Raw genomic sequence first — 26,941 nt, forward strand, 5'->3', positions numbered from 1 at the left:
CCTTTGCCAGGCCGAATTACTGCATGATGCCGCGAGTAATCGCCATGAACGCGTCTTCGAGCGTCTCGGTCTTGCCGTGAAACTCGACGATCCGGAAGCCCGCCCGAACGGCGTTCGCCAGGAGCGCCGCGCACGCCTCCTCGTCTCCGGCGAACTCGAACGCGAATCGCTGCGGCCCGGCGCCGGTCGGGCGTTCGACCCAGGGCTGCTCGGCGAGCCAGCTCTCGAACCGCGCGGCTTCGTCGAGCACGCGGACCAGCACCGTCCGCTCCGAGGTCCGCCCCTGCTGCTGCCGCTGCTGGTCCTGAATCTCCGCGATCGTTCCCCAGGCGAGAACCCGGCCAGCCTCGATGATGCAGGCCGCGTCGCAGATTTCCCCCAGTTCCGTCAGGATATGCGAGCTGATCAGCACCGTCTTGTTGAGCTGCGACGAGAGGAGCGCGATCAGCTCGCGCAGCTCGACGCGGGCGCGCGGGTCGAGACCCGCGGCCGGTTCGTCGAGAATCAGCACGTCCGGATCGTGGATCAGCGTCCGTCCGAGGCCCAGCCGCTGCGACTGCCCTTTGGAGAGCGTGTCGATCGGCTTGCTGGAGAGCCGGTCCAGCTCCGTGAAGGTCAGCACCCGATCGAGGGCGTCGCGCCGGCCCGTCCCCCGGTAGCCGTAGGCGCGGGCATAGAAGTCGAGATACTCGAACACGCTGGTATTCGAGTAACGGCCGAAGCTGTCGGGCATGAAGCCCATCCGTCGGCGAACGCGGTCGGGATCGTCGATTACGGAATCGCCGCAGATTTTCGCATCGCCCGAGGTCGGCGTTTCGAGCGTGGCCAGAATCCGCATGGTCGTCGTCTTGCCGGCGCCGTTCGGCCCGATGAATCCGATGACCTGGCCGGGCCAGGCGGAGAACGAAATATCGTTGACGGCCTTGAGCCGGCCAAAGTGCCGGTGCAGTTGCTGCACCTCAATCGTCGGGGTGCCGGTGCGGCGCAGCATCGCGCCCGGGGCCGACTTTTCATCGATCGCAACCATGCTGTCTCCTGCAATTTCTCGCTCGCCGACCGGCGATCAATAGGATCCCCGCAGGACATGGATGCTGCCCCGTTCGACAACGTGCGACACCCCGGTCGAGACGCCGGGATTGGCCTCCAGAATCGCCAGAAACGTCCGGGGGGGCAGCGGCCCGTCGGCTTCAATCAGGCGACCGCAATCGGCCCACAGGTCTTCCAGCAACCCAGGAGACGACGCCGTCATCGCCTGGGGGCGGTAGTGACGGCGGGGGCCCCAGAAACCTCGTCGGATCGACGACGTCGCTTTTACGAGATCGGAATCGAGATCGTCCGGCAATTCGAGAGGATCCGCCTGCCACTCGGTCAGGAAGGCCCGGCGGGCAACGGCGTCCGCCGGCTTCAGCTCAACGCCCCCCCCCGCCGGCACAGCGCGACCGACGAAGACCTCGCCGCGATCGTCGGATGCCAGGACGGCTTTGAGGCCAATCTCGAACCCGTTGCTGAGCGACAGATCGCCGGAGCCGGACGGGCGGATCTCCAGTCGGCGTCGTTCGGCATGCGGCGAGACGGTCAGGAACTGCGTGCGCGTCCGTGATGGCAGCCAGCCCGGACCGAGCTGCTGACGCTCGGTCCAGTCGATGGGGTCGAGTCGCGGGACGCTGCCCGGTCCGTGCAGCGGGATGACGGCGGAGTCCGCGGAGAATGCAGGTCCCGCTCCCGGAGCGAACGGATCGTAGAGCGAAATCCGGGCGATGGTCGACGCCGTCTGACTGGCCTGATCGAGCATGGTCAGACTGCGAACTCGCGCCTGCGCGGTGAATCCGAACGCCACCAGCGAAAACAGCAGGAGCAGCAGCGTGGTCGCCAGGGAGAAACCCGGAACGGTGAGCAGCAGCAGGGAAAGGCGATGCCGGCGCCAGGCGAGCCAGTAGTTCAGCGGCCCGATCGCGAGGGTGAACAGCGTCACGAGAACCAGCATCGCTCCGACCGGCACCGACCGTTGATCCGGAATCAGGAACTCCAGAAACCGGGTATCCACGGTCCGCAAGGAGCCGCCGTACCGCTGAGTCCAGGACAGGTCGTACATCGGCAACGATCGCAGCAGCCACTGCCAGTCTTCCGAAACCGCAGCTCCTTCGCCGGCGTCAAACGGGTCGCCGGGCAGGACGGCGATCTGCCCCAGGCCGCTGCGACGAACCGCAAACGGACTGGGGTCGAGGGGCCAGAGGGCCGGCGCTCCCTGAGATCGACGGCGGCGGTCAGCCAAACTCCAGCCGGTCGCTGCCGGCAAACCCAGCAGCTTTGACAGCGCCGGATCATCGGCTGGCAGTTGACCTGTTGCAGTGACGATCAGCGTTCCGCCCGCGGCCGTCCAGTCGAGGAGCGCCCGGCGCTGCGCGGGCTGCAGAGCCGACAGATCGTCGCGCGCGAGGATGGCGAAGTCCACGGTGGAATAAGCCAGCCAGTTCTCAGGCAGCCCCTCCGGAGCGATGATCCGATGGTTCGACGGGCGAGCGTTCCAGGACATGGCGACGGTGGCGGCCCAGGAGGCCGCGGGAAATGAGCCCGGTGCATTCGACGGCGTCCAGACCTGGTGGAACTGGGGCAGAGCCGTTTCGAGCGGGCCGAGATTCGGCGCCGAACGGGACACGACGAGTATGGCGGGGCGGACGTCTCCGGAATCGGCATCGGGCAGCGTAATCGAGTAGGCCAGCCCTTCGAGCGGTTCGCCCGCGATCGAAGCCAGAAACTGACCGGACGAGCGTTCGCGGGCCAGAGGAACCAGCAGCGTGAAGCGGGTGGTTGCACCGGCATCAAGTTTGAGCGACCGCTTCGCTCCTGGAAAGCCGGCGTCCCGACAGGCGAACGCGAACTCCACATCACGCGCGGCCCCCTTGTTCACGACTTCAATTCGCAGCGGATAGTAGCCTCCATTGTCGCCGCCGATCCAGCGCCAGTCGACGTGAATCTGCAGATCGTGGCCATCGAGCCGGACCTCGTCGTCGGCCTGGAGCAGCGTGCACGACGCCACCAGCGCGAGCGACGCGACCGCCTGAAGAATCTGCAGAACAGTCTTCATCAGCGTGGCTCTCCGGACAACTTATGGGCCGTCTCCGGCAAGACGTCGACGAGCCTGCCGACAAGTCGTGCAGGACTCCAGCCATCCAGCCTGGCGGAATAGTCCAGCAGCAGCCGGTGCGGCAGCACGCTGCCGGCGACCCGGCGGACATCCGCAAAGCCGACGCTCGGCTTGCCCGCCAGCAGGGCCGCGGCGCGGGCGGTCTCGGCGAGGGCGATCGCCGCGCGCGGCGAGGCTCCGTACCGGATGAATTTGCGGGCCTCCTCCGGAGCGTGCGGATCTTCCGGGTGCGTCGAGGCGACCAGTCTCGCGATGAAGTTGGAGACTGCGGTCGGCAGCAGGACGGCATCCGTCAGGGCGAACAGTCGCTGCAGGTCCGCCGCCGAAAGCGCGACGCGCACTTCCGGCGGTCGTCCGTGCTGGCGCGTCGTGACGATCGCCTGCAGGGTTTCGACCGAAACGCCCGGAACGTCGACTTTGAAAGTGAAACGGTCGAGCTGGGCTTCCGGCAACGGATACGTCCCCTCGAGTTCGATCGGATTCTGCGTGGCCAGGACAAAAAAGGGCAAGGGGAGAATGTGCGTTTCACCGAGAACGGTCACTCGCCGCTCCTGCATCGCTTCGAGGAGCGCCGACTGCGTCTTGGGAGTCGCCCGATTAATTTCGTCGGCCAGCAGCAGGTTGGTGAAGATGGGGCCGGGGTGAAAAACGAGGCGGCGGCCGTTCCCGTGGTCTTCGAGAATGGGCGATCCGAGAATGTCCGCCGGCAGCAGGTCCGGCGTGAACTGCACGCGGCGGAACTCCAGCCCCAGAAGCCTGGCGAGGGTCTTGACGAGCTCGGTCTTACCCAGGCCGGGGAGGCCTTCAAGAAGCAGATGCCCGCGGGCCAGCAGGCAGAGGACGACCAGCTCGACGAGATTCCGCTGGCCCAGAATGACCGACTCCAGGCCTTCAATCAGCCGCTTCAGCAGCGTCTGGGCTTCGGCGACCTCTTCGGGCGCCAGCAGCCGCGCAGGGGGGGCGACAGAATCAGCGGACACACGCAGGCTCCGGCGAACGGGCGGCTGGGCATTCGCCCGGAACCGGGCGACCCGCTCCATGTTGCCAGAAACCGGCCGCAGAAGGAACCGGGCGGCATCGGCCCGGAAATGACAAACCGGCCGCGGAGGAAGATTCCCCCCCGCGGCCGGCGATCAGAATTCCGAGATCGGCGCGTACTGCTTAGAACTTGACGATCGCGTCGATGCCGAAGACGGTCGCATTCCAGAGGTCGGCGTCGTTGCCGGGCGACCACATGTAACGGACTTCCGGCCGGATCACGACGTTGGCGTGCGGGATGACGTTCACGCCGCCGGTCAACGTGTTGTAGGACGTGCCGTCGGCCTTGTACCATTCGTAACGAGCACCGGCCTTGAGGCAGTCGTTAATCTGGTAGAAGGCGTAGTTGATCAGGCCCGTGGAGTTCTTGGCGGTCAGACTCGCGGGATCCTGGAAGTTCGAGTTGTTGTTGGTGCCGAGCACGTCGAACTGGTGAACCGTGCTGAACTTCTCGGTCCACTTGGCGGACAGAATGGCGCTGTTGACCATGCCGTCGCCACGCAGGCCGAAGTTGCCGAAGCCGTTCATGTACGTCAGCGTGAAGATGTCGCTGACGGAGTAAACGAGGCCGGTGATGCCCATGCTGCTGTTGTTGAACTGATCGAAGCCGGTATCCCAGCCCAGAACCCAGCCGCCGGTCAGCGACAGCTTATCGGTGGCTTTGTAGTTGCCGAGAGCACCCGTGTGGGTGAACGGCTCGCTGTTCCAGAAGTTCACCTGCCGGCTGTAGAAGAAGTTGTCCGGCGAGGTCACGACTTCGTACCCGATCGGCGTATAGAAGTGGCCGATCTTGACCGACAGGTTTTCGACGGCGATTTCGCCGTAAGCCTGCGGCAGCGCGAATTCGTAAATGCCGTGGTCGAAGCCGTTCAGGTAATCCCAGTGCCCGGGATCGTTGCCGAACGCCTGAGCGTCGTTACCGTCCACGCCGTACATGGCGTCGAAGCGGAAGCCCCAGTCGACGCCCTTGCTCCCGTCGGCCACCTTGGTGGCATACAGGTAGAGCTGGTTCAGATTGAACTTGCCCCATTCCTTCTGGTTCAGAAACGGGCCGTTCCCCGTGAACGAGCCGTCAGGCTTGTTCTGGTAGCCCATCTGAATCCAGCCGCCGTAATCGAAGCCTTCCTGCTTGGACAGCTTCCACGGCTCGCCGAGGTTGCACCAGCCGCAGCCGTCGTCGCAGCCGCTGCTGCCGAACAGCTTGCCGGTATCGCAAACCGAAGACGGCGCACAGCCCGCCTGCGCGGTGTAGGCGTTCAACTGATTGCCGGCGTTCTGGTAGATCTGGTCGCAACTGGCCGCGTTCGGCCCGCAGCCGGGGGCCGGTGCGTTGCACACCGGCTCAGCGGCCTGCGCCATCCCTGCAAACAGCAGGCTGGCGCTGCCGATCACCGCGGACAATCCTGTCCCGATGTCGGCGAATCGAAGTGTCTTCAAACTCCACATCACGAACTCCTGAGTTTCGCTCGTCCGTTCCCTCGTCCGTTTACGAACAGATGGGTCTGATTTCCCCGAAGTGCTGACTCGCCGAAGTCCACCCTGCCCGGCCCGTCATCGCTCGCCGAAAACCGGCATCCGTTCCACGCCTCCACCCGCCTGGCCCGCAATTGAGGCAAATCAGGCGGAATGGTTCTCGATGGCTTGATCGTCACCGCCCGCACACGTAGCGCAAGGTTTGAAACCGGCTTAGCAGGACTACTACGATCCAAACAATTTCGCCAGGAATTCCAACTCACCCAAGAACCCCAGGATACCGCCGCTTTCCCAGAGCGACTTAATGCCGGATTTTTGAGCACTCAGCTTGCGACTTCGACACACTTCCCTCGCGATCCCCACAAATCGAATTGCGAAGAGGCAAGTCCGCAGATTCGACGTCTTGCCCCGATTTCGGGCAGCCGTTCCGACCTTGCCCCTCCTCGGCAAATCTGGGATTCTTCGCCCCCCTTCATCCGTCCTGAATCCAGTCCCGTCACGATCCGAGCACGCCGGATGGCCTCCTCTACGCTCTACGCCGTCCTCATCCAGTGGAAGTGCACCCGCACCCACCACAAACTTGCGTTTGACGCCCTGCGGCACCTCCGCTCCGACCACGCCGAAGCCTGGCGCAACCTGTTCTTACGTCACGTGGAGCCCTACTTGGCCGGCACCACGGCGCCCGACGACCGGTTCGGGGATTTCAAGAACCACGTGGTGCACGTCGCAGAAAAGGCCTGGGGCGGAGCACCCGCCGCCGCCGAAGCCTGGTACCTGCGGACCCTCGCCGAACTGAAGGCCCGCCGCTGGAAGAAAGCCGTCTACAGCGCCGGAATCTTGAGCCACTACTACTTTGATCCCCTCCAGACCTTTCACACAGCGGAAACGCCGGAGGCGGGCGTCCTGCGGCGGCCAGTCGACTGGGCGATCTCGCAGGCCTACCCGGAATTGCAGCAGTTCCTGGAACAGGATCTGGGGGGCTACCCCGAAATCGCCGTCCCCGCCGGTTCCGACTGGCTCTCGCGAATGGTGCTCGCCGGGGCCGCCGCGGCACACGCGCAATATGAGGTGTTGGTCGACCACTTCGATCTGACCCGCGCCGTCGTTCGACCGGCCGACGGTTTCGATCAAGAATGCCGCGATCGGCTGGCGGGGCTCCTGGGCCACTCAGCGGTCGGCTGGGCGAGAATTCTCGACCGGATGTTCAACGAGTCGGAGGTCGAGCCGCCGCGGATTCGCATCGGAGGCCTGGGATTGCTGGCCCGCATGACGATTCCAATTTTCTGGTTCACGCGCCGAGCCCACTACGCCGCTCAGCAGGCTGTCACTGCAGACATCGCCCGGGAACTGCAACGAACGGGAAAAGTCGTGTCTTCGCTCCCGGACGAATGCCGGGCAATCCGCTCGCTTCACGCCGAAGAGGTTCTCAAGACCCCGGTCGCGGATGTCGACGCCGCTCAACCCCGCCCGATCGGCACGCTTCACGGCACCGGCAAACCTGATCGGCGTCCCAAACCGACACCGAAGCCCGAGATCGCCGCTGTTCCGAAAATCGAGTCCCCGAAACCAGCAATGCCCGCCCGCCCGGCCACCACCACCGCCCAACTGAGTCACGCATCGCCCATCGATCAGAGTCCGGGAATTGCCTCGAAGCCCGCCGGGCAACTTCTCCAGGCCGGCATCAAGACCGTCGGCGATCTGCTGACGGCGGATCCACAGGCGCTGCTGAAGAAAGTCGGGCAGCGGTTCCTGGACGCCGGAACGGTCCGGCAGTGGCAGTTGCAGGCGGAGTTACAGTGTCGAGTCCCCGGTCTGACTGGTCAGGCCGTGCAACTGCTGGTCGGCTCGGGAGTCGAGTCCGCTGAGGACCTGGCCACCTCGGACGCCGAAACTCTCTTCGAACTGGTCACAACCCTGGCGGCCACCTCCGCGGGAGAGCGAATGCTGCGCGACGATGCGCCGCCGACTCTCGCCGACGTCGAGCGCTGGATCGACGCGGCGCAGCCGCGGGCGGCGGCCGCGTAGCCGCAGCCGGCGTTACTCCGCCTTCTTCTCGACCGACACAAACACAGGCGGTCCGCTGTAGGTCGCCTTCATCACAAAATTGATGGCGAAGTTAGCCATCACGGCGCAGACCTGCCGCTCACACGGCGGGGCCGAGGCGTCGGCCTTGAGCACGATGGTCCCTTCGCTGTTCTTACCGGTCAACAGCGTCTTGCTGGCGCCGGCGTCAATGGACACGCCCGCAGGCAGACTGTTGCCGTAAACCGATCCGAGATGCTGGTAGAGCATGTCGAGCGTGACGTTGGCATTCACTCCGTCTGCGCGGTCCAGCTTCACGGCGATCGTCTTCGATTCCCCCGGTTTGAGGCGGATGTCGGTTTCATTGAGGTGGAAGCCGCGGATATCCGCCGGAGCCCCGACGCAGACGACGTGGCTGTCGACGGGCCAGTGACCGCGACCGCCGCCGGGGAGGTAGATCTCTTCCTGCGGCCGGGCGACCGCGGCCAGTTCGACGGCGGGTTGCCCGTCCATCGGAGCCGGCAGCGTCGCCGCCCCGCGGATCGTGATGTTCGCCGCGGAGAGCGGAGCGTCCGGGGCCGCCGTCAGCACAATGACCCCGTCCGTCGACTTCCCTTTGAGGATCCGTCCCGTCGTCGCGGTCACGCCGGGCGGAAGCCCGTCGATCTGCAGCGAGATCTCCTCGTCGAACCCGTTTTTCTTGAGTGCGCGCACGAAGATCACGTTGAACAGGCCCGGCGAAAGCTGCGTCTTGTCGGTATCGACGAGCAACTGAAAATACGGTTCGGACCGCGTGATCGAGAGGGCATACTCGAAGTTGGCGCCCCCCCGCAGGTGGACGTCGCGAATCTCCACGGTGTAGGTTCCGTCCGCCGGGACCGTCCAGTTCTCCAGCCACGTATCCGAGCTCGTCTGACTGCCGATCCGCAGGTCGTCATCTTCGCGAACCGCCTGCCCCTTCTCGTTGAGGATTCTCAGGAACGAATCGATCCGGGACCCGAACCGGCGTCCCAGCACCTCGAAACTGATGCGGTCCCCCTTTGTCGCCACAAACGAGTAGCAGTCGAGATCGGCTTCCTTCTCGATTCGGCCGCAGCAGACCGCCGGCCAGGCGTCGAGTTTGACGGCCGTTTCGGGAGCGTCATTCGGCGCGTCGGTTTCCACGGTACGCGGCAAGTCGGTCACGAACGCCGCGATCGGATCGGTCGGCTGTCCGTTGATGCTGAGCAGCAGTTCCCGCGGACCGACGGGCGTCTCAGCCGGAATCGTCACTGGCGCACGCCGTTCGGCAGGCAGGAGAAACCCGCTCAGCTCGAGCGACGTCTCCTGGGCGCGGGTGACAACCAGCGGATGCACGCCGGTCACAAACGGCCGGCTGGAAATCTCGATGCAATAGTCCCAGTACGGATTCCCCTGGTAGCGGACATCGCGGAGTTCCAGAACGTACTCGCCAGCCTGCTCGAACCGATGTTCGAGAAAGGGATCGGCGAAGTTGGCGTTGTCGGACATCGCCAGCACGCCCCCCGCTGCGTCGCGCAGGAAGAGAATCGGATCCACGTGCGTCTGCAGGTCGTGAATCTTGTCTTCGAGCCGCTGGGCGCGCACGTGGAAGGTCCAGGCGGAACCAGCTTCCACCTTGAACTTGAAGAAGTCGAAGTCTTCGTTCTTCTCCAGCGTCCCGGCGAGAACCGCGGGGAGCGTCACCTCCTGCGCCTTTTCGCGAACATCGTTATCTTTGGCTTCGGCAATGACCGGATCGCGAACAACGACAAGCTGTCCGACGGTGCTGACCCCCTGCGGCGTGACCACGCGGAATTCGCGCACGCCGGGCTGAGCTTCCGGGGCGACGGTGAATTTCAATTCGAGCTTGGTCACGTCCTTGGGTTTCTCACCCGCCTTGGGTTCTGGCGGCGGGACGATTTCGGCCGTCACGTGACCGCCAGTCACCAGCACCTGATGCGCTCCGGCCATGGAGTAGCGGGAATGAACTTCGCAGGACGCCGTCGTGCCCGCCTGGACGGCGACCGGTTTCAGGCTCATCAGCATGGGATAGGACTGCTGAGCCAAGGCTGCGGCGGCCGTCAGCAGGCAACAGACGAAGGCAGCGGAAACTCGGAGGGCGCGCGGGAAGGCAGGCATCGATCATCTCCGACAGGAGGCCGCCGGGAAGCTGGCCGGTGGGGGGGGGGCAACGCATGAGCGCAGCTCCATATTTTGACCAGTTGGCCGAGTGACTGCCAGCCCAATTCCACGATGCCCGAACGTCGGGTGCTCAGACGTGCGGGAAGTCCGGGTTCCAGGCGACTTCCCAGAGGAAGCCATCCGGATCGGCAAAGTATCCGGTTCGTCCGCCCCAGTCCGCCGGTCCGGCCGCCTTCACGATCCGGCCGCCGCCCGCGGCGACCTCGGCCAGCAGGCGATCGACTCCGGCTTCGTCCGCGACGTTATGCGCCAGCGAAAAACCGCAGAACCCAGACCCCTCGGCGGAGACCCCCGCGTCGGCGGCCAGCAGGTGACGCGGGTAGAGCGCCAGCCAGGTCCGCCCCATCTCGAAGAAGGCGACCGTCGGCGGAGTCGGGCGCCGCGAGAGCTTCAGAACCTGCTCGTAGAATTGGACGGAGCGTTCCAGGTCGCCGACGCCGAGAGTGACAAAGCTGATGCGTGGTTCCATGAAACATCCGCCGTCCAGGTCAACAAGAACTGCCCTCATGAAAGCTATCGACGGCAGATGCGAGAATCCAGTTTGAAAGCAGAACAGCCGCCGGCACCCCACAGAACGAGCAGGCCCAGCAACGCACGATCGCACGTTGCAGGGCCTGTTGATTTTCGATCTGCGGGACCAGACTCGTCTACGCAGGCTGAGAGCCATTCTCCTGAGACGGACTCTCTGGGGCCTGCGGGCGGCGACATGCCCGACGACGGGCGGTGATGACTCCAAGCTGCACGGTTTTCTGGAAGGCGTCGAACGCCATGTAGATTCCGACCACCAGGAACACGGTTCCCTGCATCCAGAACATTTCGTAGCCGGCCAGGTCGCCGGAGAGAAAGGCCACCGCTCCCGCGAAACAGATGAAGGCCGTCAGGCTGCGCATGACGATCGAGCTGCGCAGATGCTTGCTTTGATGGAGCGCGAGGGCCGACATCGTCGACACCTGCGAGACCTCGCGCAGCGACCTGAGATTCTCGCGAACTTCGTCCTTGTCGACGATCACTCGCGGAAGAATCGGCTGCTGCTCGTCAATGCTGCTCAACGGCGTCTCGTCGCTCGCGACCGGCTCTGCCTCCGCGACTTCCGTCGGGACGGACGCTGATGGCAGAAGATCTGCCGACCCCATCGCCTGGGCCCGCAGTTTCGCAAAGCGGACGGCAGAGTCGTCTTCCAGGTCGAGCTCGTCATCGACGGCTGCTTCCAGCACGGACGGCGACGCGGATTCGTCAGCCGGCGACGAGTCCTCACTGGCTGTCAAGGGGGCCGGCTCCGGCTCCATCTGCTGATCTTCGGGCCGGATTCCAAGGAGTCTGAAGACTGCGGCTGCACGTTCCTCAGGGGTCGACTCGCGGCGTAGTTGGTCGTCGCCGGACTCGGCCAGGTCGCCCCACGCGATCTCCTGGTCGACGTCGACAGCCGCATCGGGCGCCGGCGGCAGCGAGTCGCCTTCCTCAAGACCGGACAGGCCCTGTTCGTCGATGACATCCGGTGTCCCGTCCGCAGGGGCCGCACCAACGGGAGATCCGAAGCTCTCGGTAGACGCAGCCGGTCGTTCCGAAATCTGGCCAGCTTCCCAGCGGCTCCGTTCTTCGGTCATGGCCTCGCGTTCGCGGGCCAGCTCTTCGGTCCGTTGCTGGAGCTGCTGCTGTGCATCGTCGGCGCTCCGGCGTGCATCGATCAACGCCGCCTCCGCCTCCCGCAGGCGATTCTCCAGCGACTGCAACTCGACAGTGTGAGTTTCGCGGGCGACTTTCTGCTCTTCGACAATCTGCTGGTGCTGGCGGTCGAGATCCTTCTGCTGAACCGCGACCGCCTCCCGCTGTTCGTCGAGATCCCTCTGGAGCTGCGCAAACTTCGCGCGTTCGGCCTGGATCAGTTCCCGCTCGCTCGCGAACTCGTTCCGTTCGTTGACGGTGATCTCGGCGACGCGGGCGCCGACGAGAATCGTCGCCGCCTGCATTTCAACGCGCTCGCGCTCATCGGCCAGTTCCGCGGCCTGCTGCTGCAGGATCTGCTTCTGTTCGCGCAGCCGCGTCCGCTCGGCGTTGAACTCCGCCGACTTCTTGTCCCACTCGGCCTGTTCCTGGCGGATCATCCGCTGGCGGGTCGAGAACTTCTGCAGGTCGGCTTCCAGCGATTCCTTCTGAGTCTTGTACTCAATTCGCCAGTTGCTCTGAGCCTCGTCGAGGGCCGCCCGCTCCTGTTCGAGAGCGCGGCGCTGCTGATTGAGTTCGGCCGTCCGACGGACGATTTCCGCTTCCAGGATCTGCAACGCCGCCGCATGCGAAGAGTGGGACGGCGCGTCGCCCGGCGTTCCGGCGGCGGCACGTTCATTCAACTCGGCCTCGCGCCGCTCCAGCGCCTCGCGCGCCTCATCCAGCGCCCGCCGGTCGGCTTCGAGTTGGCTGCGCGCGGCGGCCAGTTCTGCCGGCAGAGTGGCGAGCGTTCCTGGGAGAGCAGATTCCAGCTCCGTCTCGCCGTCAAGAGCGGAAAGCTCCGTCGACAGTTGGTCGAGTTGCTCCAGGACAGGACTGTCGAGCGATTGCGAAAGAGGCGGGGACGGTTCGCCACTGGAGAATTCGGTCATTGCGGTTTCCGGTTGGACGGCTGCGGCATCGAAACGATTTCGTCGCGATTCCGCGGAGACGGTCGTCTCGCTCAGGCCGAGATCCTGAATCAGGCCGTCGAGTTCTGGTTGGGGGTCGGTTTCGGTCCGCGGACCGACGCCGCCATGGTGCTCAAGCGGCTCTGCCTGCCGCTCCGTCGCGGGATGCGAGCCATCGTGGGGTGACATCAGAAGCCTTTCCGGCGGAAAATCGGTCGCAATGTCGCATTCCCGGGACCGACGGCCCGACGAGCCCTGCAGCGAACGACGACATGCGGTGAAAATGCAACACGCCTACTGAGGCTATAGGTTGCGTTTGCGAACCGGTCAAAAGCTGCCGGCCGCGCATTCCGCAGAATGACGTCATCCGGTGGCTTCAGCCGGTCTGCCGACGCCCGAGCGTAGCGGTTGTCAGGATCGCAGCGACGTTAACGCGACGCAGGCTCTGCGGGGACTTCGTACAGTCCCGCCAGCAGAACGCCTTGGCGGCGGACTTCGTAACGCGGGTTTCCCGGCGACGACTGCAGCTCAGGCGACAAGTCCGCCCGACGCCAGTAAATCAGCCGCCAGCGCGGACGGTCAGCGTCGCCAGCGGCGACCACTCTGAGCCCCCGGCGTCGCAGGATGGGGGATTGCCGGACCAGATCATCCACCTGAAACTGATGAAGGACCGGCGCGAGGCCCACGGATTCCCCTTCCGGGACAATACGGGCGGTCGCCGCGAGAAGTTCGCGCGTCAGGCTGTCCCCCCAGTACGTGACCTCCTGCCCGGACGCTGCAGCGCCCGGCAATCCGCCGGCCAGCGCACCGGAGCCGCTGAGATAGCAGGGACTGCACGAAAACTGATTGACGCCCAGCAGCGCAGCCACGCCGACGGCCGCCAGACCGCCGACTCGCCCCGTAATTAGGACAGGCCACTGATCCTGCAGCAGTCGCCAACCCCGGCCAGCGAGCAGCGCGACCGGCGGGCAAATGATCAGGAACAGCCGTTCCTGGTCGTAGACCGCGACGCCGGGAAGGGCAAAGACGATCAGCGGGACCAGGACGGCGGCCATCAAGACGCCCTCCCGCGGCAGCATCCACTCCGAGCCGGCGCTCGGCCGACGCTGGCGAATGACGCCGAGCAACGCCATTCCCAGCGTGATCAACGGCGTCGTACCGAGAAACACGACGAATGGAAAATGCCAGGGGACGGAACGGTCGCCGTAGTGTCGACCAAAGTACCAGACGGACAATTCCGCCCGGTTTGTCGTCCGGCCCAGGTACTCCAGCACATGGCCGACGGGATCCAGCCACAGCCAGGGCCAGACGAAGAAAAAGACGCCGACTGTCATTGCAAACCACAGCAAAGCGGGACGCCAGCCGAGACGAGGGATCGAAGTCGCCCAGAGAACCGCCAGCAGCGGCATCCAGAGGATGGCCTGAATTTTCGTCAGCAAGGCCAGTCCCGCGGCGACGCCCGCGAGCAGCGCGGCGCATGTGACATGCTCTCTGCGCTGCGCTGCCCAGACCGAAGCCACCAGCGCGGCGGTGCACGTCAGACTGGTGACGGTCTCCAGCGCCGCCAGGTGCGCGTGCCCGAACGGGCGCGGCATCAGGACGAGCGCCAGGGCCGTCGCAGCTCCCGCAGCCCGACCCCACCAGACAGTGGCCGTCCAGCCGATCAACCACACGGTCAACGCAAACGCCGTCGCGCTGCCGGTCCGGGCGCACGCCGTGACGATCAATCCGTCGGGATCGGCGGGAGGAACCATCCAGCGGGCCAGGTGATGATGCAGCCCGAGCCACAATCGACCGACCGGCGGATGATCCGGGAGATAGGCGGGGTTCGAGAACAGCTCCAGGCCGCTGCGGGGATCGAGCAGGGCCAGGTTATAGGCGCGGACTCCCTCGACGAGAAACACTCCCTGCTCGACGTTGAAGATCTCGTCGACGGTCACGCCGGGACCTTCCGGAAGCGACGGATAGCTGCCGCCGGGATCGAGCTGCAGCAGGACCAGCACCAGCGTCGCGCAGGCGATCACGCCCGGCCAGAAAGCCGGCGAGGCGGTCACAGATCGACGATCGAGACGAGGGAGCACCGGGCATCCTCTGGGGAATGCTTGAGCTTAACTTGCAGCAAGGAGAGCGAACAGGTTTGGAGGAAATGTCGAAGGACGAAGGCGGAATGTAGAAAGAAGGCCGTCGGGAGTCTCAATCACCGGCATCGACTCTGAAACAGCGAATCTTTATCGTCTTGTCCCCTCTCCCGCTGTCTTCAGTGGGCGAGGGCCAGAGTGAGGGTCTTCGAAGATGCCGAAGCATAGTCCACGGAGAAAAGACGGCGCGAGTCACAGCATCGTCAGCGAGTCATCAGCGACTCGCCGCCAGCCACGCCGAGAGGACGTCCTTCAGCCCCGGGACGGCGACGTGTTGCGTGGTGGTGAACCGCAGGCAGACGGAATCGCGTCCCTCCTTGTGAGATTCGACGGCCGGGTCGACCCCCAGCCCCGAAACCCTCCCCAGTGGAATGGCCCCGAGCGGGACGTCGAGGACCAGGTCGACTCCGGCGGGGCGCTTGGTGACGATGGTGGCGATGGCGCGCGAGCCGCGAGCGATTTTCACGAGGACCTTCTGCTTCCAGTCCCACTTCAGATCAGGGTCGAGCGACTCGATCAGCGTCACGATCTCTTCCAGCACCGTCGGTTCCCAGAGGACTTTTCCCTTCAGGAATCCCTTCCGCATCATGTGCCACTTGCGGCCGAGCTTCTTCCAGGGCATCAGCTCGTCGAGGTCCTGCTGCTCGGGCTGGGCCAGCTCCAGAAACGACTCGCGAGCCTGCGCGAAGAACTTTTCAAAGGCAGGGGTCGCGACGTCGGTCAACGCATGCAGCGCCAGCGTCACTTCATCCCAGATCCCTTTCGCATGCTTCACGCGGACGCGCGCAGCCCGCCCGTAGACCGGAACGTCGTCCAGATCGTCGAAGTCCGCGAGATTCAGAGCGGCGGCAAGCTCGGCTTCGTCAAACAGTTGCCGCTTGACGCGGAACTTCACCGTCAGCACCCATTCATCGCCGGTGAGGGCGTGAATGAACCACCCGGCGAGCTTGTCCGGTCCGCCGACTTCCACGACGCTGCGATTGTTCCAGTTAATCGCCGAAAACCCCGACTCTTCTTCAATGGCGTCGAAGAGCTGCGCCAGAATCGCTCCTTCCCAGCGGCAGGGCTTGCCGTTATGAGCGATGCGATCGTGCAGGTGCCACTTGCGGCCGTCAGTCTCCCAGGGCATTTTCGCCCCCTTGCCGACCTGCGAGAGTTCGAGATCACCCTTGCGCTTCGCCGTGACGGAGCGGGGATCGAACGACTCCCGCTCCGCCCGGGCTCCCTGTTCCAGCACCGGGGCCAGGCATTGAGCGGTGAGGGAGAGTTGAGGGTTGAGAGTTGAGGGTTGAGAGCCCGACGACCCATCGCCGCGCTTGGCCTTCTGTCCGGCTCTCGACTCTGGACGCTCGACTCTCGACTTCGCCACCACGTCCTCGGGAGTCCCCTCTGCAACGATCCAGCCCCCTTCATGCCCGGCCCGCGGGCCGATGTCGATCAGCCAGTCCGCCGTCTTGATGACGTCGAGGTTGTGCTCGATCACGACCACGGTGTTCCCGGAGTCCACCAGACTGTTGAGAATCTTGAGCAGCTTGCGGATGTCGTCAAAATGCAGGCCGGTCGTCGGCTCGTCCAGCAGGTAGAGCGTCTTGCCGGATTGCGGCCGGGCCAGCTCGGCGGCCAGCTTCACCCGCTGCGCTTCGCCTCCCGACAGCGTCGGGGCGGACTGCCCGAGCGTCAGATAATCGAGGCCGATCGCGCACAGCACGCCCAGCGTCCCGCGAATGCGCGGAATGTTCTCGAACAGCTTCTGAGCCTCGCCGATCGGCAGGTTGAGGACGTCCGCAATGCTCTTGCCGTGGAATTTGACCGCGAGGGTTTCGGCGTTGTATCGCTGGCCCCGGCAGACGTCGCACTCGACCCACACGTCGGGCAGGAAGTGCATCTCGATCTTCTTCTGGCCGTTCCCCTCGCAGGCCTCGCAACGCCCCCCCTGACGATTGAAGCTGAACCGGGCCGGGCGATATCCGCGGACCTTGGATTCCGGCAACCGGGCGAACAGCTCACGGATCTCTTCAAAGACGCCGGTGTAGGTGGCGGGATTCGACGCCGGCGTATTCCCCAGCGGCTGTTGATCGACGACGATCAGCTTGCCGAGGTGCTCCAGGCCGTGCAGTTCGTCGAACGGCCCCGGCTGCTCGGACGCCCGATGCAGCTTCCGGGCGATCGCCCGCGCCAGCGTATCCTGGATCAGCGAGCTCTTCCCCGAACCGCTGACGCCGGTCACCACCGTGAACGTCCCCAGCGGAATCCGCAGGTCGACGTTGCGCAGATTGTTCTGCCGCGCACCAAGCAGTTCCAGCCAGCCGCCGCCCGGCGTGGCCAGCCGGGTCAACGTGCCCCCCGCTTCCTTGCCGCTGGATGGCATTCGTCGCTGGTCCGGAATGGCGATCTGCTCGCGGTCGGCAAGGTACTTGCCGGTGAGCGAATCCTTCGAGCGCTTCATCGCCTTGGGCGTGCCGTGGGCGGTGATCGTGCCGCCGAGTCGCCCGGCGCCCGGACCAAAGTCAAAGAGCTGGTCGGCGGCTTCCAGGACTTCCCGATCGTGCTCGACCATCACCACCGTGTTGCCGAGATCCCGGAGCTGCCGGAGCGCCGTCAACAGCCGACCGTTGTCCGACGGATGCAGGCCGATCGTCGGCTCGTCGAGCACATACAGCACGCCGGTCAGTGCCCGACCAATCTGTCCCGCCAGGCGGATCCGCTGCGACTCCCCCCCCGACAGCGTCGGCAGCGGCCGCGCCAGCGTCAGGTAATGCAGGCCGACATCAACGAGGAACGTCAGCCGGCCGGCGGCTTCACTCAGCAGGTCGCCCGCAATCCGCTTCTGCCGGGCGTCGAGTTTCAGCCCCTGAAGAAACGGCAACGTCTGATTCAGCGGCAGGTCGCAGAGCTGCTTGACGGTCTTCCCGTTGAGCCGCACCGCCCCGGCGTCCTCCCGCAACCGGCTCCCGCCACACGCCGAGCACGGAACTTCGCCCACCAGTTCGTAGAGCCGCTGCCGGTACGGAAACGACACGCGCGACGCCTCCTCGATGGCAGGGTAGAGACCTTTGTACTGAAACGAGAGGGCGGGCTTCGTGGGGAGAACGGGCTTCGGGCTTCGGGTTTCGGGCTTCGCAGAGCGCTTCCTGGGCGTTCCCTCTCCAAGCGAGAACCACTGGTCGCCGGCGCCGTAGAGGACGACGCGCTGGTGCAGCGGTTCGAGCTGCGAGAACGGCACATCCAGCGGAATATCCAGCTCGCGGGCCATCACCGTCAGCATCTGCTGAAACAGGGCGTTGCGAGCCGGATCGGGCCACGCCGCGACCGCGCCATCCGACAGCGTCCGCGTCGGATCGGCGATCAGCGCGGACAGGTTCGTCCCCTGCTGTGTCCCCAGCCCCTCACACGACGGACACCAGCCGAGCGGGCTGTTGAACGAAAAGTTGTGCGGAACCAGTTCCTCAAAACTCCGCCCGCACTTCTCGCAGGCACGGAACAGGCTGAACGGCTCAATTTTCCACGTAGACTCCGGCCGGTCTTCGTCAACCACCGCGGCCCGGATCATCCCCCGCCCCAGATCAAACGCCGCCTCAACCGACTCCGCCAGCCGCGATCGACCGCCCGGAGAGATGGTGACGCGATCGACCACGATCTCCACCGCATGTTTCCGCCGGCGGTCGATCTCCGGAACCTCATCGAGACTATACGTCGCACCGTCAATGCGGACCCGCCGGAACCCCTGCTCGCGCAGCCGCTCCCACAGTTTCTCGTACTGCTGACCGACCGTCACCTCCTGCGGAGCCAGGATCAGAACCCGCGTCTCCGCCGGATAACTCATCAGCCGGTCGATCACGTCGTCGGTCGTCTGCGACTTCACCGGCGCCTGACAATCGGGACAATACTGCTGCCCCAGGCGGGCAAAAAGGACCCGCAGATAATCGTAGATCTCGGTGACCGTACCGACCGTCGAACGGGGCGTATGACCGACGGTCTTCTGCTCGATGGCGATCGAAGGCTGCAGCCCGTGGATGTGCTCAACCTTCGGCTTGGGCATCTGACCCAGAAACTGCCGGGCGTAGCTGGAGAGTGACTCGACATACCGCCGCTGCCCCTCGGCATACAGCGTGTCCATCGCCAGCGACGACTTCCCCGAGCCGCTCGGACCGCAAAAGACCGACATCTGATCGCGCGGGATCAGGATGTCCACGTGCTGCAGATTGTGCTGCGACGCCCCGCGGACGACGATATTCTGATCGGCCCCGTCAACCGCTTCGCGCAGCACTCCACCCGTCTGCCAGCGCGAATGGGCCACCGACGTCTTCCGGGCTGCACTCGACAACGCCGGCACAACCTCCGCCTTCTGGCCCTTGCGTCCCTTCCTCACTGTCGAGGGGAGGTTCAGATGCGAACGCAAGGCGCGACCCGTATGCGATTCCTCGCACGCCGCAATCTCCTCGGGCGTTCCCTCGCAGACGATCCGGCCCCCCCCCGAGCCCCCTTCCGGACCAAGATCGATGATCCAGTCCGCCGTCTTCAGAACGTCGAGATTGTGCTCGACGACCACCACCGTATTCCCGGCCTCGACGAACCCGTGCAGCACGCGCAGCAGGTGCTCAATGTCGACGAAGTGCAGCCCGGTGGTCGGCTCGTCGAGAATGTAGACCGTCTTCCCGGTCGAGCGTTTCCCCAGCTCCCGCGCCAGTTTCACCCGCTGAGCCTCGCCCCCCGAAAGCGTCGGAGACGGCTGCCCCAGCTTCAGATAATCCAGCCCCACGTCGTGCAGCGTCTGCAGCATGTTGCGGATCTTGGGCAGGTTCTCGAAGTGTTCCAGCGCCTGCTGGACGTCCATGTCGAGTACTTCTGCGATGTTCCGCCCCTTGAAGCGAACCTCCAGCGTCTCCTTCGTGAACCGTCGCCCCTGGCAGACCGGACAGGTCACCCAGATGTCCGCCAGGAAATCCATCTCCAGCTTGTTCGCGCCGTGGCCTTCGCAAGCTTCGCATCGGCCGCCGGCCACATTGAAGCTGAACCGGCCCGGCTTGAAACCCCGCAGCTTCGAATCCGGAAGTTGCGTATAAAGATCGCGAATCAGGTCGAACAGCTTCACGTACGTCGCGGGATTCGACCGGGGCGTCCGCCCGATCGGCGACTGGTCGATGTCGATCGCCTTGTCGACATGCTCCAGTCCGGTCATTCCGCCGTGGGCGCCCGGCGAACCGGTCGCGCCATTCAGTTCCCGATTGAGCACCTGCCAGAAAATGTCATTGATCAGCGAGCTCTTCCCCGAGCCGCTGACGCCAGTGATGCAGACCAGCTTTCCGAGCGGAACGTCGACGGTCACGTCCCGCAGATTGTGGTGAGTCGCGCCCGTGATCGTAATCGCGTGGCCGCTGCCGGGACGGCGGACGGACGGAACTTCGATCCGCCGGGCGCCGGAAAGATACTGCCCCGTCAGGCTTCGCTTCGACTGCAGCAGGTCCGCCAGACTCCCCTCGGCGACGACTTCGCCCCCCCGTACGCCGGGGCCAGGGCCAAAGTCGACGATGTGGTCGGCGGCCCGCATCGTGTCTTCGTCATGTTCAACGACAATGACGGTATTCCCCTGGTCGCGCAGATCCTGCAGGCTCCCCAGGAGCATGTCGTTGTCACGGGGGTGCAGGCCGATCGAGGGCTCGTCCAGAATGTAGACCACGCCGACCAGCCCGCAGCCGATCTGCCCGGCGAGCCGGATCCGCTGGCTCTCGCCCCCCGACAGCGTCGGAGCCGTCCGGTCGAGCGTCAGATAGTCGAGCCCGCAGCGCAGCAGAAATCCCAGCCGGCCGCGAATCTCCTTGAGGACTTCCTCAGCGATGAACTGCCCTGTCTCGTCGAGGTCGAGCTCGGAAAAGAAAGCCGCAGCCTCGGCGATACTGAGCGCACAAACTTCGGGGAGGGAGAGTGGGAGGAACGGGCTTCGGGTTTCGGGCTTCGGGCTTCGCAGAGAAGATTCGGAAGCGGCGTCACCCGTGACCTCTTGAGCCTTCCGCCTCTTCTTCCGAGGAGAACCCTCGGTTTCAACGACATCGGCCTCTGCGAAGCCCGAAGCCCGAAACCCGAAGCCCGCAATCCGGTAGCTCCTCGCCTGCCGGCTCAACCTCGCCCCGCCGCACGACTGGCACCCGATAAACTCCATAGATTTTTCGAGCTGCTTGCGCCGCATCGGATTGCGGGTCTTGCGGTAGTCGTCGAGCAGCTCGTTGACGAATCCCGCGTACTTCCCCCCGTGCTTCCAGTCTCCTCCCGCATGGCGATAGGTAAACGTAATGTTGCGGTCGCCCAGACCCTGCAGAAACAGCCGCTGCGCTTCCGCCGGCAGTTTCTCCCAAGGCGTTTTCAGGAAGGCGCCCTCCTTCATGCCCAGCAGCAGCTCGATGGCGCGGGCGACGCCGTTGTAGAGGTGCTTCCGCCAGCGCCCAAGCTTGCTGAACTTCCCCAGCAGCAGGATCGCCCCCTTCTGAATCGACAGCGAGGGATCTTCAATCAGCCGGTCGGCCCGGAAATCGAACCGCATCCCGAGCCCGTCGCAGTCCTCGCACATCCCCAGCGGGCTGTTGAAGCTGAAAAGCTGCGGCGAAGGAGGCTCGTAGCTGATCCCGCAGTGCGTGCAGGCGTAGTCGGTGGAAAACAGCCGATCGGGTATCGGGCCTCGGGCTTCGGGCTTCGCAGAACTTGCGGAATCCAAGTCGTCGGGCGGCCGCGCCTCGTCTTCCTCCGCGAAGCCCGAAGCCCGAAGCCCGAAGCCCGTCTCCTCCACCACCAGCTTCCCGCCCGCCAGATTCAACGCCGTCTCGACCGCCTCCGCCACCCGGCCGCGCGGCGTCTTCCCGGCGACCAGCCGGTCGACGACCACGTCGATCGTGTGCCGCATCTGCTTGTCGAGCTGCTGATCGTCGGTGAGCTGCACCACCTTGCCATCGACGCGGGCACGCAGAAAACCCTGTTTCAACAGATCCGTGAAGAGGTCGCGGAACTCCCCCTTCTGCCGCTGCACGAGCGGCGCGAGAATTGAGTACTTCGTCCCCTCCGGCTGCCGGAGAACCCCCTCCAAAATCTGCTCCCGGCTCTGAGCCGTAATCGGCCGCCCGCACTGGTAGCAGGCCGGCTTGCCGACGCGGGCGAAGAGCACGCGGAGATAGTCGTAGATCTCGGTGATCGTGCCGACCGTGCTGCGGGGATTCTTCCCGCCCGTCTTCTGCTGAATCGAAATCGACGGCGCCAGACCGGTGATCGTGTCGACGTCGGGCTTGGGCATCTGCCCGAGAAACTGCCGGGCATAGCTCGACAGCGATTCGACGTACCGTCTCTGACCTTCGGCATAGAGCGTGTCGAAGGCCAGCGAGCTCTTGCCGCTGCCGCTGACCCCCGTCATGACGATGAGCTGATTGCGGGGCAACGTCAGACTGACGTTGCGCAGATTGTGTTCGCGGGCGCCGCGAATCACGATGTCGGCTGCGGGCATGCTGGATCGATCGCAGGGGAAAGCGTCGTGAGGACAGTCGTTCAGACGAGTATAGGCAGCGCCATCGAACCGGCAACTGAACGGAGACGGGACGATTTTTCGGCTCGCGAGCTGCAATTTGCAGATGAGCCGACGAACAACTTCCGCTAAACTGGTCTCCACGCCTGTTCATGCCAACTGACTGACATTTCGGAGGGTCCATATGCTGCCGCCCCGTCCCCTCTGCGGGTTCCTGCTCCTGGCCGGACTGACGGCGACCGGCTGGTCGCTGCTGCAGGCCCAGGACGGTCTGGACGCGGAGGCTCCGGATCTGGCCGGCCTGACCGGCAAGACCGTGAGCGTCCTGCTCAAAAACGGCAAGTACCTGCAGGACGCCGAAGTGACGAAGGCGGTGCCCGGGAACGAACCGAATTCGCTCAAGTCCCTCTCGGTGCGCCCGGCGGGTGAGAAACGGATTCAAACGTCGGCGGCCATCAACGTCACCGAGATCTTTCTGGAAGGTCAGCCGCTCGACGTGGCCGCCGACCTGAAAACCAAGCTGCTGAAGTTCTCGCCCGACGAACGCCGGGAACGGCTGACGTGGGAAGAGCGCGTCTCCGCGCAGCTCGAAAAGCGCCAGGCCCAACTGTGGCCGGAGCTGACCGCGGAAGAAAATGCGGAAGCGGTCGCCGAATACAAGACGTTTCTCGATGAAGTCCGCCAGGCGTCGCCGACGCTGCCCTGGAACCTCTACGAGACCCGCTACTACCTGTTCTTCACGGACATGCCGCAGGCGCAGATCGCCGGCTACGTCACCTATCTGGACGCCATGTATACGCAGCTCTGCAAGGCGTTCGGCGTCCCCGAAGGGAAGAACATCTGGCGCGGGAAGTGCGTAATCCTGGCGTTCGTCGACAAAGAAAATTTCTATGCCTTCGAGCAGAAGTACTACAACCACGACGCCACCGGCGCGCAGGGCCTGTGCCACTCCCACGGCGACGGCAAGGTGATCATGTCCTGCTATCGCGGCGACAACCCCACATTCTTCGGCGTGGTGCTGGTGCACGAAACCTCTCACGGCTTTGTACACCGCGTGAAATCTTCCGCCCGCGTCCCCTCCTGGGTCAACGAAGGGATCGCCGACTGGATCGCCCAGGCCGTCGTCACCAGCGACACGGAGGTGCAGCATCGCCAGCAGGAAGGCATCACCCGGATCCGCCAGACCGGCTCGGTCGGCACGAATTTCCTGGCCGACGACGCCCGGATCGAAGCCTGGCAATACGGCCTGGCGACCAACATGGTCACCTTCCTCCTCAAGCTCGACGGCAAGCGCTACCGGCAGTTCATCGACGGTATCAAAGAAGGTCTGCCGCCCGAGGAAAGCCTGCAGCAGTCCTACGGCATGAACTACCAGCAGTTCCTCGTCCGCTACGGTCAGTCCGTGGGAGTACCGCAGTTGCGACCGTAGGTGGAAGTCGGGCACGTCGCGATCCAACGGAACTTCGGGAGATAGGACCTGGCGCGGATCGAAGCGACGAATCCATCATCGGATTTGCGCAGGTTGAGAAATCCCGTCCGCGTGGAATTGGCCCCGAGTTTCATACGGACAGGAGAAACCATGCTCGACATTCCGGAAGACGTCGACTCGCTGACCAACTTCAAGCGGCAGACCGCCGACGACCTGAGGCGACGACAAACCACCGGATCCCCGCTGGTGCTGACGGTGAACGGCAAGACCGCAGTGGTCGTCCAGGACGCAGCCGCTGATCAGCCCTTGGTCGAGCGCGCCGCACGAACGGACCGGGACGAAACCGTTGCCGCGATTCGTGACGGACTGGCCGACGCGGAGGCCGGCCGAGTAAAGCCGGCCCGGCGGGCGCTCAAAGCGCTCGCCAGGAAGTATGGGATCCCCACTTCGGACGAGTGATATGACCTGCCGCGTCGTGTTGACCGACATGGCGGAGTCGGATGTCGAAACGGTCCGGGATCCGAAACCTTACAGACCGTCACGGGGTAGTCTTTCCCAGCTTGCAAACTCCAGGGTCTGCCCCTCAGAAAGCCGCGTTCATGCTCCACCGCCTGCTGTTTTCGCTGTTGATCATCTCTTCCAGCCTCTCCTTCACGCGCGGCGCCGAACCGGCCTCCACATTTCAGGCGCGAGACACCTTGTCGGTCGGCAAGGAAACGTCCGCCGATGCGCAAGCCTGTCTCGACGGGCTCTGCTGGACGCCGACAACCTTCGACGTCACGCTCGAACCCCCGCGCGATCACGGCGGCATGGAAGCCTACGTCCGCTTTCCCTCTCCCCGACCCAGCGGCAATGCCATCAACGACCTGGTGTCGATGGAGTGGTATCCGGCTCTGGATGCTGACCGCAAACGGATGCGGGCGCCGGCTGTCGTCGTGGTCCACGAGTCCGGCTCCCAGATGGAAGTCGGCCGGCTGTTCGCCAAAGCACTCGCCGCCCGGAAAGTCCACGCCTTCCTGATCCAGCTCCCCTACTACGGACCGCGGAAGCCCGAGGGCTTCAGCCGCGACGCCGACAACGTCCTCCCCGCGCTCCGGCAGGCGGTCGCCGACGTCCGGCGGGCGCGCGACGCGGTCGCTGTGCTCCCCGACGTCGACGGCGCGCACGTGAGCCTGCAGGGAACGAGCCTGGGGGGCTTCGTGACGGCCTCCGTCGCCGGACTCGACGCCGGCTACCAGCGGATTTTCATCATGCTGGCCGGGGGAGACCTCTACGGCGTCATCACCAACGGCACGCGCGAAGCAGCCCAGCTCCGCGAACTGCTGGAGAAGAAGGGTTACACGGGCGAGCGACTGCGGGAGATCATCCTGCCCATCGAGCCGTTGCGCCTGGCGCACCGGATTCGACCCGACGTCACCTGGATCTACTCCGCAGACAAGGATCAGGTCGTACCGCTGCAGAACGTCCAGCGACTGGCGGACGCCGCGAAGCTCCCCGCCGACCATCACGTCACGCTCTGGGGCGACCACTACAAAGTGATCGTCTACTTTCCAGTGATCATCGAACACATCGACCAGCGTTTGAGCCGCCCGGAGTAGCGCCGACTCCGCCAGCCGAACTGGAGGAAGATCACTCGCAGGGGCGCAGAAAGAAGAGGAGATCGCAGACAAAGCGGAAGAGCGAAGATTTCACGCAACGGCGCAAAACGGAACACAAAGACGCCAGAAGACGAATGAGTGGCGAACGGAAGAAGTCGAGAGTCCAGAGCCAGCAAAGTCAGCCTCCCGCTCATCTTCTCCGGCGATAAGCGATCCGCGATCCGCGATAAGCCCTCTCCTCTGGCTACTCGCTATTCCCTACTCGCTATTCCCTTCTCAACCCGCTACGGCACAAATTCCCTCAGAAACTCCGCGTACTGCCGATCCAGCTCCTCGTACCGGACCCCGGTCAGATCGTCGAGCGACCGGGCCCGGGAGCGAATGGACGCGTCTCCGCTGTAGAGCTGCGTCAGGTGGGCGACGAGGGCGTCGCGGTACTGACCGTCACCGTAATGCATGAAAAACGCCGCCAGCCCCGAGGCCTCGGAGTAGTTCTTGCCCACCTGGGGATGGTGCTGAAACTCTTTGGCCCCCATCCCCGAGAGCTCCTGCAGCGGGACGTAGTATCGGTCGACGAGCAGCGTCTGCCGCGCATTCTCGAAGCGGATGTACGACGGGTCGCCGATTGAGACGCCCCGGTCGCTGCGACGATACGACTCCATGTAACAGGCGATCCCCTCGACAATCCAGAAATGAGCCTCCTCGGCGATCGGCCGTTCGTGATCGAACGCTTCATAGAACAACTGATGCGTCGATTCGTGGTACAGCGTCGCCAGATTCTCCGCCGCCTCATCGTGGAAGAAGTGCACCGTCCGGTCGGACGTGTAGTACATCCCGTTGGTCTGCGCGATCTGCGGAAACCGGTCCTTGAGCCGGTCGACGTATTCCTCGCGCGTCCGGTAGTAGTACACCAGTTTGGGAGGCGCCACCGACCGCGAACTCGCCCCCTCGAACATCTTCCGCATCTGGTCGGGCGTGCTGAAGTACCCGGCGAAGACCTCGTGAAACAGCTCGTAATACTCTTCGAGCGCCTGCGCCAGCTCGACCCCTTTCTCCAGACTCACATTCGTCCGGATCTTGTAGTGGTCCGTCCGGACCTCCCACGCCTTCCGGAAGTCCCGACGGACTTCTGCGGCCCGCGCCGCCGACATCCAGCGGCTGTCCACCAGCTCCTCGCCAGCCTCCAGATGCGGCAGGTGGCTCTTGAGCACCCAGCCGAACCGATCGTCCCAGACATATCCGTTGCGCAGCATGTCGGCGGCCAGCGCCGAGACCCAGCGCTGCTCGTGCCGCACGAAGCCCAGCACTCGTCGAGCCTTGTCGTGATCGGGATTGTGCCGTAACGCTTCCCGCACCATGTTGTAGGCATAGCCCGAGAATCCGGCCTTCAGCACACGGCGAGCGAATAGATAGACGTCGCCAGCGTGTCTTTCTCGAAGATCGCGCAGTCGATTCCAGACGGTTCGCGCGTCTCGCGTCAAAACATCCGGCGGATTCGACTGAGCGGTCTCCGGAAGATCCTCACTTCTCAGCTCCGATGGTTTCGGCAGCTCACGGAGCCGGTCGATCTCCTCCGCCATCGGGGTCAGCCCGAGTTCGACGCAGCGCTCGCGAACGGAATTCAGTTGCACCACATAGTCGGCATGGAGTTTCTGAAACTGCTGCTGCAGTCCGATCAACTCACGCCCCGGCGCAGCCTCGACGGGGACTGCAAACAGGAGACACGCGGCAGTTGCGACGGCGCGCAGCCCGGAGAACGACATGAGCGGTTTTCCGATAGGAT

General features: G+C 64.6%; 14 protein-coding genes. 4 read left to right on the forward strand and 10 right to left on the reverse strand.

All coding sequences use genetic code 11. The annotated features are described in order from the left end of the window. Nucleotides 1-16 precede the first annotated feature (16 nt). The 4 genes from SH412_RS25135 to SH412_RS25150 form a co-directional block, all read right to left on the reverse strand. Complete coding sequence (locus tag SH412_RS25135) at nt 17-1,027, reverse strand: ABC transporter ATP-binding protein (protein WP_336520785.1); 1,011 nt, start codon at nt 1,025-1,027, stop codon at nt 17-19. Nucleotides 1,028-1,063: 36 nt separating this feature from the next. Then, nucleotides 1,064-3,085 carry a hypothetical protein gene (locus SH412_RS25140; RefSeq protein ID WP_336520786.1) on the reverse strand — a complete coding sequence of 674 codons (2,022 nt, stop codon included), beginning with the start codon at nt 3,083-3,085 and terminating at the stop codon, nt 1,064-1,066. Further along, nucleotides 3,085-4,125, reverse strand: a complete 1,041-nt coding sequence (locus SH412_RS25145) for an AAA family ATPase (protein WP_336520787.1) — start codon at nt 4,123-4,125, stop codon at nt 3,085-3,087. The genes SH412_RS25140 and SH412_RS25145 overlap by 1 nt, the downstream gene beginning before the upstream one ends. Before the next feature lie 181 nt (nt 4,126-4,306). Beyond that, complete coding sequence (locus SH412_RS25150) at nt 4,307-5,629, reverse strand: outer membrane beta-barrel protein (RefSeq protein WP_336520788.1); 1,323 nt, start codon at nt 5,627-5,629, stop codon at nt 4,307-4,309. Between the two features lie 543 nt (nt 5,630-6,172). Between SH412_RS25150 and SH412_RS25155 the strand changes: the two genes are divergently transcribed. Then, the gene (locus SH412_RS25155) at nt 6,173-7,681 is read left to right on the forward strand and encodes a DUF4332 domain-containing protein (protein ID WP_336520789.1); all 1,509 of its coding nucleotides are present in this window, start codon (nt 6,173-6,175) and stop codon (nt 7,679-7,681) included. Between the two features lie 12 nt (nt 7,682-7,693). Here the strand turns inward: SH412_RS25155 and SH412_RS25160 are convergent, their stop codons facing one another. From SH412_RS25160 to uvrA, 5 genes are all read right to left on the reverse strand, one after another. Continuing rightward, nucleotides 7,694-9,817: a PPC domain-containing protein gene (locus SH412_RS25160; protein ID WP_336520790.1), complete on the reverse strand. Its 2,124-nt coding sequence runs from the start codon at nt 9,815-9,817 to the stop codon at nt 7,694-7,696. 133 nt (nt 9,818-9,950) lie between these two features. Next, complete coding sequence (locus tag SH412_RS25165) at nt 9,951-10,349, reverse strand: VOC family protein (RefSeq protein WP_336520791.1); 399 nt, start codon at nt 10,347-10,349, stop codon at nt 9,951-9,953. 178 nt (nt 10,350-10,527) lie between these two features. Continuing rightward, the gene (locus tag SH412_RS25170; RefSeq protein ID WP_336520792.1) at nt 10,528-12,681 is read right to left on the reverse strand and encodes a coiled-coil domain-containing protein; all 2,154 of its coding nucleotides are present in this window, start codon (nt 12,679-12,681) and stop codon (nt 10,528-10,530) included. 239 nt (nt 12,682-12,920) lie between these two features. Then, entirely contained in the window at nt 12,921-14,573 is a 1,653-nt protein-coding gene (locus tag SH412_RS25175) for a hypothetical protein (protein ID WP_336520793.1), read from the reverse strand. 271 nt (nt 14,574-14,844) lie between these two features. Beyond that, the gene (gene uvrA, locus SH412_RS25180) at nt 14,845-22,113 is read right to left on the reverse strand and encodes an excinuclease ABC subunit UvrA (protein WP_336520794.1); all 7,269 of its coding nucleotides are present in this window, start codon (nt 22,111-22,113) and stop codon (nt 14,845-14,847) included. 202 nt (nt 22,114-22,315) lie between these two features. Between uvrA and SH412_RS25185 the strand changes: the two genes are divergently transcribed. From SH412_RS25185 to SH412_RS25195, 3 genes are all read left to right on the forward strand, one after another. Next, nucleotides 22,316-23,560 (forward strand): hypothetical protein, encoded by a 1,245-nt coding sequence (locus SH412_RS25185; RefSeq protein ID WP_336520795.1) that lies wholly within the window; start codon nt 22,316-22,318, stop codon nt 23,558-23,560. A gap of 150 nt (nt 23,561-23,710) precedes the next feature. Then, the gene (locus tag SH412_RS25190) at nt 23,711-24,019 is read left to right on the forward strand and encodes a hypothetical protein (RefSeq protein WP_336520796.1); all 309 of its coding nucleotides are present in this window, start codon (nt 23,711-23,713) and stop codon (nt 24,017-24,019) included. A gap of 140 nt (nt 24,020-24,159) precedes the next feature. Next, the gene (locus SH412_RS25195) at nt 24,160-25,158 is read left to right on the forward strand and encodes an alpha/beta hydrolase family protein (RefSeq protein ID WP_336520797.1); all 999 of its coding nucleotides are present in this window, start codon (nt 24,160-24,162) and stop codon (nt 25,156-25,158) included. Nucleotides 25,159-25,442: 284 nt separating this feature from the next. On the opposite strand, the gene SH412_RS25200 is transcribed toward SH412_RS25195, so the two are convergent. Beyond that, on the reverse strand, nt 25,443-26,921 hold the full coding sequence (locus SH412_RS25200; RefSeq protein WP_336520798.1) for a hypothetical protein: 1,479 nt from the start codon (nt 26,919-26,921) through the stop codon (nt 25,443-25,445). Between the last annotated feature and the right edge of the window lie 20 nt (nt 26,922-26,941).

This window comes from Planctellipticum variicoloris (assembly GCF_030622045.1).
In the GTDB taxonomy this organism is placed as follows: domain Bacteria; phylum Planctomycetota; class Planctomycetia; order Planctomycetales; family Planctomycetaceae; genus Planctellipticum; species Planctellipticum variicoloris.